The sequence below is a fragment of the Halorubrum yunnanense genome, assembly GCF_026586675.1.
In the GTDB taxonomy this organism is placed as follows: domain Archaea; phylum Halobacteriota; class Halobacteria; order Halobacteriales; family Haloferacaceae; genus Halorubrum; species Halorubrum yunnanense.
This window is the reverse complement of sequence record NZ_JAODIX010000061.1, coordinates 1-8,989: the sequence shown is the minus strand read 5'-3', so window position 1 is coordinate 8,989 and position 8,989 is coordinate 1. Positions and strand designations below refer to the sequence as shown.

14 protein-coding genes and 1 tRNA gene are annotated in these 8,989 nt (G+C 67.9%); 7 read left to right on the top strand and 8 right to left on the bottom strand.

Features of this window, described 5'->3' with window-relative positions; translation table 11 throughout:
* Positions 1-187: 187 nt before the first annotated feature.
* Entirely contained in the window at positions 188-433 is a 246-nt protein-coding gene (locus tag N5096_RS13065; RefSeq protein ID WP_267665265.1) for an AbrB/MazE/SpoVT family DNA-binding domain-containing protein, read from the top strand.
* The gene (locus N5096_RS13060; protein WP_267665264.1) at positions 430-816 is read left to right on the top strand and encodes a PIN domain-containing protein; all 387 of its coding nucleotides are present in this window, start codon (positions 430-432) and stop codon (positions 814-816) included. Before N5096_RS13065 ends, N5096_RS13060 begins: the two co-directional genes overlap by 4 nt.
* 702 nt (positions 817-1,518) lie before the next feature.
* Here N5096_RS13060 and N5096_RS13055 read toward each other — a convergent pair.
* Genes N5096_RS13055 through N5096_RS13035 form a run of 5 tightly spaced genes read right to left on the bottom strand, consistent with a single transcriptional unit; the run spans position 1,519 to position 5,256 of the window.
* The gene (locus N5096_RS13055) at positions 1,519-1,812 is read right to left on the bottom strand and encodes a chorismate mutase (protein WP_267665263.1); all 294 of its coding nucleotides are present in this window, start codon (positions 1,810-1,812) and stop codon (positions 1,519-1,521) included.
* A 30-nt stretch (positions 1,813-1,842) separates the two neighbouring features.
* Positions 1,843-2,754 carry a shikimate kinase gene (locus tag N5096_RS13050; RefSeq protein ID WP_267665262.1) on the bottom strand — a complete coding sequence of 304 codons (912 nt, stop codon included), beginning with the start codon at positions 2,752-2,754 and terminating at the stop codon, positions 1,843-1,845.
* A 57-nt stretch (positions 2,755-2,811) separates the two neighbouring features.
* Entirely contained in the window at positions 2,812-3,399 is a 588-nt protein-coding gene (locus tag N5096_RS13045; RefSeq protein WP_267665261.1) for a hypothetical protein, read from the bottom strand.
* A 52-nt stretch (positions 3,400-3,451) separates the two neighbouring features.
* Positions 3,452-3,913, bottom strand: a complete 462-nt coding sequence (locus tag N5096_RS13040; protein WP_267665260.1) for a hypothetical protein — start codon at positions 3,911-3,913, stop codon at positions 3,452-3,454.
* Positions 3,913-5,256, bottom strand: a complete 1,344-nt coding sequence (locus tag N5096_RS13035) for a hypothetical protein (RefSeq protein ID WP_267665259.1) — start codon at positions 5,254-5,256, stop codon at positions 3,913-3,915. Before N5096_RS13035 ends, N5096_RS13040 begins: the two co-directional genes overlap by 1 nt.
* A 119-nt stretch (positions 5,257-5,375) precedes the next feature.
* Between N5096_RS13035 and N5096_RS13030 the strand changes: the two genes are divergently transcribed.
* From N5096_RS13030 to N5096_RS13015, 4 genes are all read left to right on the top strand, one after another.
* The gene (locus N5096_RS13030; protein WP_267665258.1) at positions 5,376-5,834 is read left to right on the top strand and encodes a DUF5796 family protein; all 459 of its coding nucleotides are present in this window, start codon (positions 5,376-5,378) and stop codon (positions 5,832-5,834) included.
* A 19-nt stretch (positions 5,835-5,853) separates the two neighbouring features.
* Positions 5,854-6,093: a DUF7508 domain-containing protein gene (locus tag N5096_RS13025; protein WP_267665257.1), complete on the top strand. Its 240-nt coding sequence runs from the start codon at positions 5,854-5,856 to the stop codon at positions 6,091-6,093.
* Between the two features lie 85 nt (positions 6,094-6,178).
* Positions 6,179-6,529, top strand: coding sequence for a ferredoxin (locus N5096_RS13020; protein ID WP_267665256.1), 351 nt, complete (start codon positions 6,179-6,181; stop codon positions 6,527-6,529).
* 85 nt (positions 6,530-6,614) lie between these two features.
* Positions 6,615-6,699 (top strand) — tRNA-Leu (locus N5096_RS13015).
* A 270-nt stretch (positions 6,700-6,969) separates the two neighbouring features.
* Here the strand turns inward: N5096_RS13015 and N5096_RS13010 are convergent.
* On the bottom strand, positions 6,970-7,452 hold the full coding sequence (locus tag N5096_RS13010) for a CopG family ribbon-helix-helix protein (protein ID WP_267665255.1): 483 nt from the start codon (positions 7,450-7,452) through the stop codon (positions 6,970-6,972).
* Between the two features lie 25 nt (positions 7,453-7,477).
* On the bottom strand, positions 7,478-7,807 hold the full coding sequence (locus N5096_RS13005) for a PadR family transcriptional regulator (RefSeq protein WP_267665254.1): 330 nt from the start codon (positions 7,805-7,807) through the stop codon (positions 7,478-7,480).
* A gap of 264 nt (positions 7,808-8,071) precedes the next feature.
* Here N5096_RS13005 and N5096_RS13000 point away from each other — a divergent pair, with 264 nt between their 5' ends.
* On the top strand, positions 8,072-8,200 hold the full coding sequence (locus tag N5096_RS13000; RefSeq protein WP_267665253.1) for a hypothetical protein: 129 nt from the start codon (positions 8,072-8,074) through the stop codon (positions 8,198-8,200).
* Positions 8,201-8,224: 24 nt separating this feature from the next.
* Here the strand turns inward: N5096_RS13000 and N5096_RS12995 are convergent, their stop codons facing one another.
* The gene (locus tag N5096_RS12995; protein WP_267665252.1) at positions 8,225-8,878 is read right to left on the bottom strand and encodes an HAD family hydrolase; all 654 of its coding nucleotides are present in this window, start codon (positions 8,876-8,878) and stop codon (positions 8,225-8,227) included.
* Between the last annotated feature and the right edge of the window lie 111 nt (positions 8,879-8,989).

Here is an 8,989-nt window from a genome sequence, read left to right as displayed (position 1 = left end):
ATTGCTCTACTGTTAGGTCAGGGGCAACCTACGAGAGAGTGCCGAAATCCTTCTCAGGGTAAACACGTACTTCAACTTTTGTTCAAATGGATGAATTCCACCATACAGGCTACTGAAACGCCCCGTCGACACCACTAGCCACGGTTTGGTGGTAAGATTCTTTATTCATGGTAACGTAGTACCAGCTATGTCAACAGAAACGGACGGGCAGGGACGGCTATACATCCCGAAAGAGGTGCGCGAGAAGTACGGCCAAAAGTATCACATCGTTATGTACGAGGACAGAATCGAGCTGATTCCGGTCGCGGACGACCCACTCGTCGCTGTCCGGGAGGCGGCAGGCGAACTACACGACGCATCCGTCGAGGAAATTCGGGAGGATATCGGGGCAGAGGCGAAAGACGAGGCTGAGGAAGCCGGCGGCGACCGATGACGGTGTACGTCGAGACGGATTTCCTGCTCGCACTCGCCAAAGATACCGATTGGTTACAGAGTTCCGCAGAGGACGCTCTCGCCGCATACGATGTCGAAACGTCACCGTTCTCGTATCTCGAACTCCTCCTCGCTCGGGAACGTTACAAGTTCGACTACGTTCCGCTGGTGGCGAACCTGCTCGAACTCGTACCCGTGCGGGACGAAGAAGAGAAACAGGTCGTGCTGAAAGCCGTCAACTACTACGAGGAGGGAATGACGCCGTTCGACGCCTTCCACGCAGCGACCGCGGAAACGCGAGGGATGGACGTGCTCTCCTCTGAGAAGGACTACGAAGATGTCGAAGTCGAGCGAGTCCCACTCGAACCAACCGACGAGGATTGACATCCTCCTCCGCGTGAACACGGAGGAATCCTGAGTGTTGGAGATTTCAGGTTTGCAGTTTCACCGAACCCCGACACGGTGAGAATCCGTGTGAGATTCACGGACTGTGGCGAGTGGGACTGCTGGGAGTGCCAAGCCCCCGGTACTCCTATCCTCCGTCATACAGGGACTCCCAGAGTTGTTTTTGCCTCAGGGAGTCCGGCAGACCTCGACGGACTCGGAGTTAGTTTAACGCTGCTTACAGCAGTCAACTCCGGTCGAATCCTGTGAGGGTTCGCCGGTTATCGACTGGTTCCGATTATTGCTTGGTTGCTTGGGGCGGCGAAGCCGCCATCGTAGGACGAGGTAGAATCACTCTGTTCTCGCCTGATTCCTAGCTTTTCCGAGGGTTGCCTGCCGATTAAAAGTAGGAATTGGAAATCTCAGACAAGTGTCGAGACGTGGATTGATTCCGTGGTGTCGGATTCATCCCGCGCGTAAAGGCGCGGGTATTCTCCTTGTATTCTATAACTCCGGACAGAGAACGGAATACCAACTGAACGAAGCGTGGTTCTCAAAACGGTTATTATAACCGCGAGTGCGGCAGATACAGTCGAATCTTCCGGCTGCTCCTCGAGCCCAAAATTCGTAAGGCCACGTCAAGAATCGACGTACCAGCACACTTATCGGGGAGTTAAAGCCCTGTAACCGCCGTTCTTTCCTCTACCGACTCTCACGCTGTTCCACCTTGTTCAACTCGATCAGCAGCCGGAAAATCGCTTTCACGAGGTTCGCGTCGACGTCGAAGCGCTCGGCGTTGTCGCCGGCGCGCTCCATCACGCGCTCTTCTTGGCCCTCGTCGGTCGTCGGGAGGTCGCGCTCCGCCTTGACGGCCGCGACCGTGTCGGCGACGTACGTCCGGCGGGCGATCAGTTCCACGATCTCGCGGTCGATATCTTCGATCTCGTGTCGCAGTTCGTCGAGGCTTCGGTCCTCGGTGTTGGGTGTGTCGCTCATTGGTGGATTGTGGATCGGTCGATAGTGTACTCACTCGATAGTCGCACCGTCGTTCCTGGTGGTCGTGCGTCGCAGCGTTCCGGGGCGGTCGCCCCACGCGTCGGCGACCCGATCGGGGTCCGTCTCGGGGTCGTCGGGGTCCGCGACGGCGACGACGCTGGGGCCGGTCCCCGACAGCGACACCCCGGTCGCGTGCGGCATCGCCTCGACCGCGGGGTCGGCGTCGAAGCCGAGCGCGGCGGAAAAGGCGAGCCCGTTGACGGTCATCGCCTCGGCGTACCGGCCGTCCAGCGCGAGGTCCGCCACGAGGTCCGCCATCGGCGCGACGGCCTCACAGCGGGCCACGTCCGCGTCCGCGCTGTAGGCGCGCTCGGGCGGGGTCCAGACGAGGACGTCCCAGTCGACGGCCTCGCGCGAGCGCAGCTCGTCGCTCGCGTTGTCGGTGACGGTCACGCCGCCGAGCATCGAGGCGGTGGCGTCGTCGAACGCGCCCGTGACCGTCACGCCAGCCTCGCGGGCGGCCCGCACGCCGAGTCGGCAGGCCTCCAAGCGGGTGACGTCGACGGCCGGGTCCACGGCGTTTCCGGTGCCGGCACTCCCGTCCCCGACCGTCAGACCGAGCGCGTCGCAGGTCGCGAGTACGGTCGCGTTGGCGGCCGCACTGGAGCTCTTGAGCCCGGCCGCGAGGGGCACGTCGCTGTCGGTCCGGACGGCGCCGCCCTCGCCGTCGCCCCACCGGCCGGTCGCGAGCGCGACGCAGCGCTCGATCAGGGCGGTGTCGCCGTCCGGGTCTTCGGCGATGGTCCCGTCGATGCCCTCGGCGTCCGAGTCGAGCGTCACCGTCGCGCGCGCCTCGACGTCGATACCGAAGGCGGCGCCCGACCCCGTCGCGAGCGCGTTCAACACGGTTCCAGCGCCGAGCGCCGCGGCCCGTCCCTCCATGCACTCACGGCTCGCGAGCGCGGACAAAGAGGTAGCGATTACGGCGAGACTCTCGGTTCAGACCGGCTCCGCGCGCCGCACCGCGGCGTCGACCTCGTACCAGTCGACGTCGGCCCGCGCGTTCGTCTCCCGGCTCCGGAACGTGATCGAGACGTCGAACCGGCGGGTCCCGTCGTCGAACCGATTCCCGGACGTGAACCGGCGGGTGACGTAGGCGAAACCGACCGAGTCGCGGTCGGGGGAGTTCGGGCGCGTCGCGTACGCGTCGACGCGGAACTCGACCGTTCCGTAGGTGAACCGGCCGGCGTTCTCGACGATGAGCCGCGCGTCGACCGTCGTCTCGTAGCCGTCGTCGGTGACGCCGCGCACGTCGGCGTTCGTGACCACGAGTCCGGCGCCGTCCGGCCCGACCTCGTCGGGGACGGGCTCGTCGCCGGTCTGTTGGGCGGTCGAGTCGCCCGCGCTCGCTCCCTCGCCGTCCGTGGAGTCGTCGCCGGTGGCGTCCCCGCCTCCGGAATCGGAACCGTCGGCGGCGTCCGGCCCCGCGCCCCCGTCCGCGCTCTCGTCCGACTCCACGAGACAGCCGGCGAGCAGGCCGGGAACGGCCGCGGCCAGGAGGCGCCGGCGGGAGGGCGAGGGCGTCACGGGCGCCCCCTCGTCGCGGAGCGACCTAAAGGTGGGTTTCGGTTCACGGCCGTCACCCCGTCACCGACCCGAGCGCGCCGGTCGCCGCGCCGACGACGCCGGCGACGACCGCGGTCGTGAGAAGCGGTCCGAGCGCGTCGGCGATCCCGTGTGCCTGCGTCGCGGCCTCGCCCTGCGAGGCGACGATGAGCACGACGACGACGAGTCCGTAGATCACCGCCCCGAGTCCGCCGCCGACCCCCGAGGTCGCGGCCGCCTCCTGGACGTCGTACGCCCCCGACCCGAAGAGCACGCCGAGCACGCCCGCGAGGACCGGCGCGCCGACGAGCGCCGCGGCGGTGGCGACGAGGTACGACTGCGCGACGAACACCGGGGCGAACCGGGCGGTCTCGCCGGTCGCCGCGGTCGCGAGCGCGGTCTCGGCCCAGCCCATCCCGACCGCGGCGACCAGCCCGACGCCGACTCCGACGACCGCGAACACCGCCGCCGTGAGGCCGACTCCGTTCGCGTTCATCAGACCACCGCCCACCCGTCGGCCAGTCGGCCTTGCCACCCGGTGCGCTCCTCCCACGCGTCCCCGGAGAACCCGGCCGCGAGCAGGAACTCGCCGGCCCGTACGACGTAGCCGTACTGGATCCCGGCGTGCTCGTCGAAGCCGTAGCGCTCGCCCTCGGCCTCGTCGTGGTAGAGCCGGTGCCAGCGAGCGGGGCCGTCGTCGGTCGAGCCGTCGTCGCCTGCGCCGTCGTCGCCGCCGTCACTCGACTCGTTCCCGGAGAAGTCCGAACCCACGGCGGTCGCGTCGGGATCGATCGGCGCGCGACCTTCCGTCGACGCGTCGTCGAGAACCGCGTCCAGCCGATCGCTCGCCGTCTCGCCGTCCGGGTACCGCTGCACGTAGAGGGGCGTCCCGTCGAGCTCGTAGGCCCATCCCTCGAACGTCTCGCCCGGGCGATCGCCGGCGGGCGGGCGGGTCGCAAACGCGACGACCAGCTCCTCGGTCCGGTCCTCGGGTCGGGGCACCGGACCCATGCGGGCGCGGAGCTCCTCGCGGCGGTCCGCCCCGAACGCGCTCCCGTAGAACCGCGGAATGTCGGGGCGGTCGTACCGCTCGTCGTCGTACGGCTCGTGCGCGAACGCCGCGAACCCGCGGCTCGCGAGCGCGACCTCGACGAACGCCTCGCTCCGGAGCTCTCGCCGCCGCTCATCGTCCTCGGGGAGGGGGTACAGCAGGCGGTCGAGCAGGCGGTTGTGGATCGGGTCACGGGAGAACGCCTCGGCGACGTAGATTGCGGTGCCAATTCCGGCGAACGCCCGGCGCATGCGGTCGAGTTCCTCGAGGAACCGGTCCACGTCGTTCCGAGGGGCGACCGTCCGGAGCTCCTCGACGTGCCGCCGCGCCCGTCCGCGGATCATGGCCTCCGGGTGGAAGTGCGGTTCCAGCGCCTCCGCGGCGCGTTCGGCGGCGTCGCGCCCGGCGGCGTTCAGCCGGTCGGCCATCGTGAGCGACACCGCGCCGCTCTCGTCGGCCTCCGCCCTGACGGCGTCGATTTCGGCGACCACGTCGGCGATCGCGTCCCGGTAAGTCGCGACCGCGGTGGGGTACTCGGTCGCGAACCAGACGGCGTCGTCGACGACGTTCCGGGTCGCGGTCGCGAGCGGCTCGTTTAACACCGGATCGGGATTCTCGACTTGATCCTCGTCCTCGTCGTCGCCGTCGCTTCCTTCGTCGCCCGCGTCCGGAGGGCTCTCGTCCGGGACCGCGTCGGGATACTCGACGCCCTGGACGCCGAGACACCCCGCCGCCCCCGCGGCGAGCCCGACGCCGGCGCCCAGCAGCCCCCGTCGCGTCCGTTGCATAGCGTATCTTCCCGTCGGCGGGGACTTAAATGTGCCATGCCCGGTTCTCGCGACTGAGAGCGGTGTCGGGGTCGCCGCACAGCGCGCCCCTTTTGAGGCGGGCGGTCCGAGCGACGCGTATGTCAGCGCCTTCACGCAGCGACGTCCCGCCGACCTCGATCGGGATCGACCTCCGCGAGGAGGGGGTCGTCGTCGAGTACCTCGACGGGCGGACGACCCTCTACCGCGGCGCCCCGGACGCGGTCAAGGGATCGGTGACTGCCGGTCCCGGCAAGGAGACCCACGTGCTCGTCACCGACCCGACCGAGACGGAGGGCGTGATGACGTACGTCAACGACTACAACACCGACGACGAGATCTTGGAGGATTCCGGCGTCGGTCGCGTCATGGTGGATGAGGGGGAACGCGACGAGGTGTTCCCCGGCGTCATCGTTGGTCGGACCGACCGGCGCAACGAGGTGGTCGCGGACCCCGAGATCGCCGGGGGCCGCGTGTTCGTCTTCGTCGAGGACGGCTGGACGGAGGGGAGCTTCGAGATCGTCGAGGGGCCCGAAGACGGCCTCGACGCGCACCGATGACCGCCGCGGGGGAGCCCAGATGAGCCTCGCGAAGCCCTGGCGCGACCTCGACCGCTCGACGGTCGGGGGCGCGCCGAGCCGCTACGGGGTATATGAGCTGGGCGACGCCGACGGCGACGCGGTCGGGTTCGGCACGGGCGTGCTGCGCGACGAACTGAAGGAAGCGCTGGCGTACGGGGACGCGGATCGGGTGCGCTGGGAGCTCGCCGACTCGACGGAGCACGCGGAGCGACTCCTCGCGGAGCACGTTGAGGAGTGAGGCGGACGGGGGCTCGCGCCGCGGGCGACCGCAACCTCCGGGAACGACCGACAGACGAAAGTCCCGCGGTCGCCGACGAGAGGGTATGAGCGAGGAGGCGGACGCCGACGACGAGGTGCTGCGCGCGAGCGACATCGGCGGCGAGGGGCCGCCGATAGAGGAGAAGCCATACAAGATCGTCTTCGAGGCCAACAAGTGCTTCGGCGCGGGGAAGTGCGCCGAGGTCGCCGACAACTGGGTGATGGACATGCAGACCGCGATGGGAAAGCCGCAGTCGTACTACATCGGCGAGGACGAGCTGGAGGAAAATGTGCGCGCGGCCGAGGTGTGTCCCGCGAAGAAAGACCAGGGCGTCATCCACGTCGTTGACCGGCGCACTGACGACGAAATCGCACCCGATCCGCACGGCGACGGGACGCTCTCCGTCGACTGGTAATTCGGGGTCGCGATCGGCGGGTCTCGCGCCAGACGCCGGCTCCATCCGAAAGGCGTTTCACCCCGCCGCCGGAACCGAAATCCGCGCGGGGGTGGCTGAGCCTGGCCAAAAGCGGCGGACTTAAGATCCGCTCCTGTAGAGGTTCGAGGGTTCGAATCCCTTCCCCCGCATGCTGTCGCGAGCAATTCGCGAGCGACAGCAGTCCGACCGGAAGGGATTCGAAGCAGGGAACGGAGCGAGCAAAGCGAGCGGAGTGAGTGAGGTTCGAATCCCTTCCCCCGCATGCTGTCGCGAGCAACTCGCGAGCGGGAGAGATTCGCTCGGGAGAGCCTGACCCGGGAAATCGATTTGCTGGTACCTCTGCTGGAGTTGTGAACTCGACGATCGTGGCGCGGATTTCGGTACGGTCGATTCAGCGGTCGGTGGTTAGAAGTTGGCCGCTATCCGTCGTCGTTCCCGTGTCCGCCGTGGCCGTGTCCGCCTTCGTCGTCGGCCCCCTCGCCCGCTGCGTCGGCGCCGAACTCGTCGACCGGGGTCACGCTGTAGTCGACGGTGAGCGTGTCCGTCGTCGCGCGGATCTTCCCGACGAACGCCGAGATATCCTCCAGCCGGCCCTCCAGCACGAACAGCTCCATGCAGTAGCGGGAGCCGACGTGGTTGTGGAAGTTGGAGGCGACGAGGCCCTCGTGCTCGTGCCGGAGCCGCATCATCCGCTCCTCGACGCTCGTGGTCTCGTAGTCGAACAGCACCGTCACCACCGCCATCAGCTCTCTGTCCTCCAGCTTGGCGTCCTCGAACTCGCCGAGGAGGTTCCGCGAGGCCTCGCGGACGACCTCGCTGCGCCCGGTGTAGCCGTGTTCGTCGGCGAACCCGTCGATCCGCTCCAATAGCTCCTCCGGCATCGAGACGCTGACGACCGTCATGTAATAACTCAGTCCGCCGATGTTGTTAATCCTTGAGGTCCGCGGCGTCGTCGGCTCCCGCCCGTTCGGTCGTTACCGGGTCGCCGACGCGCTCGGAGAGCCACTCGTAGTGGTCGAGGAGGGCCCTCTCTCCGGCGTCGGTGAGCGCGTACACGTCGGCGATCCCCTCGGTCCGGCGGTCGAGGAACCCCGACTCCACCAGCGACCGGAGCGTCGCGTAGAAGGAGCCGGGGTCGATCCGCTCGTCGTAGTGGGACTCCAGCCGGTTCTTCAGCGACTGCGCCCGCAGCTCGCCGGCGTCGTGCAGCAGCGCGCAGAGGTCGCGCCGGCGACCGCTGTGGAACCACTTCGTCATGCGTCGGCTAACGCGCGCCGACTCACGACCGTTTCGGTCGCGGCCGACTCGACGCCGCGGGTACCGCCTCGGTCGTCGCGACGCCGCCGTCACGGCGCCGGGCGTTCCGCGCCCGTCCGGAAGTGACCGTGCGAGCAACGCGTCGCGGGTAGACACTGTCTTTTTTAATTGTGTGCAGAATATTCAGAATACCACAACCTATTACGGATAATAGTGTGTGTTCACGAAAGCTACTTATCCGAACGCGGATCGTGTCGAGACACGATGACGCTCCAACGCCTGCTCTGTCGACACCGGTACGAGCGCCGAGCGGTGGTTATCGACCCCGACGAGGTCGTGGAGTCGTGTGCGAAGTGCGGCAAAGAGCGGGTCCGGCGGGACGCCGGCCCCTGACGTCGGACTCGGTCTCGGGCCCGTTCACGTCGGCCCGACCAGCTCGTCGAGCCGACTGACGCGCCGGTCGCCGAGCACGCAGCGCCCGCGGTCCTCGTGGCCGACGCGCTCGACGTGGACCGCGTCGAGCCCGGCGTTCCACGCCGCGCCGACGTCGCTCTCGCCGTCGCCGACGTAGTAGCCGCGGTCCGCGCGCGGGTCGACGCCGAGCTCGCGCATCGCCAACTCGATCGGATCGGGGTCCGGCTTCCAGCCCGTCTCGTCGGTACAGCAGACCACCGCGTCGAACCGGTCGTCGAGGTCCACTCGGTCCAGGACGGGCTCGGCGAGGAACCGCTGGCAGTGGGTGACGAGGCCGGTCGGGCCGCCGGCGTCGTCGACGCGGTCGAGCAGCCGGCCGGCGTCGTCGTGGAGGTACGTCGACTCGGCGCGGGCGACCGGGTCCTCGACCCCGTGGAACGCCGACCAGAAGGCGTCGGGATCGACGCCCATCTCGCGGAGGGTGTCGCCGCGGGGGCCGCCAAGCCCGTGCCAGAGGACGCGCGCCTCGCGGTCGGAGAATCGGCGACCGAGCCGGTCGCCGACGCGGTCGAACACCGCCCGGGTGTACGACCACTCCGCGTCGACGAGGGTGCCGTCAAGGTCGAACAGGTGGAAGTCGTAGTCGGCGACGGCCATGGAGGCGTCAGTAGGCGCTCCGTTTATAAGTGCGTTGTGGAGTTTATACCCTGAACAGGCGCAATACCACGGCGTTCACGCCGTGGATACGCGCCGTCACTTGGGGAAAGT

Excerpts from the sequence above, each read along its gene's own strand:
- N5096_RS13065 (WP_267665265.1), top strand. The coding sequence starts at position 188 with ATGTCAACAGAAACGGACGGGCAGGGACGGCTATACATCCCGAAAGAG.
- N5096_RS13060 (WP_267665264.1), top strand. The coding sequence starts at position 430 with ATGACGGTGTACGTCGAGACGGATTTCCTGCTCGCACTCGCCAAAGAT.
- N5096_RS13055 (WP_267665263.1), bottom strand. The coding sequence starts at position 1,812 with ATGAGCGACACACCCAACACCGAGGACCGAAGCCTCGACGAACTGCGA.
- N5096_RS13050 (WP_267665262.1), bottom strand. The coding sequence starts at position 2,754 with ATGGAGGGACGGGCCGCGGCGCTCGGCGCTGGAACCGTGTTGAACGCG.
- N5096_RS13040 (WP_267665260.1), bottom strand. The coding sequence starts at position 3,913 with ATGAACGCGAACGGAGTCGGCCTCACGGCGGCGGTGTTCGCGGTCGTC.
- N5096_RS13035 (WP_267665259.1), bottom strand. The coding sequence starts at position 5,256 with ATGCAACGGACGCGACGGGGGCTGCTGGGCGCCGGCGTCGGGCTCGCC.
- N5096_RS13030 (WP_267665258.1), top strand. The coding sequence starts at position 5,376 with ATGTCAGCGCCTTCACGCAGCGACGTCCCGCCGACCTCGATCGGGATC.
- N5096_RS13025 (WP_267665257.1), top strand. The coding sequence starts at position 5,854 with ATGAGCCTCGCGAAGCCCTGGCGCGACCTCGACCGCTCGACGGTCGGG.
- N5096_RS13020 (WP_267665256.1), top strand. The coding sequence starts at position 6,179 with ATGAGCGAGGAGGCGGACGCCGACGACGAGGTGCTGCGCGCGAGCGAC.
- N5096_RS13010 (WP_267665255.1), bottom strand. The coding sequence starts at position 7,452 with ATGACGGTCGTCAGCGTCTCGATGCCGGAGGAGCTATTGGAGCGGATC.
- N5096_RS13005 (WP_267665254.1), bottom strand. The coding sequence starts at position 7,807 with ATGACGAAGTGGTTCCACAGCGGTCGCCGGCGCGACCTCTGCGCGCTG.
- N5096_RS13000 (WP_267665253.1), top strand. The coding sequence starts at position 8,072 with ATGACGCTCCAACGCCTGCTCTGTCGACACCGGTACGAGCGCCGAGCG.
- N5096_RS12995 (WP_267665252.1), bottom strand. The coding sequence starts at position 8,878 with ATGGCCGTCGCCGACTACGACTTCCACCTGTTCGACCTTGACGGCACC.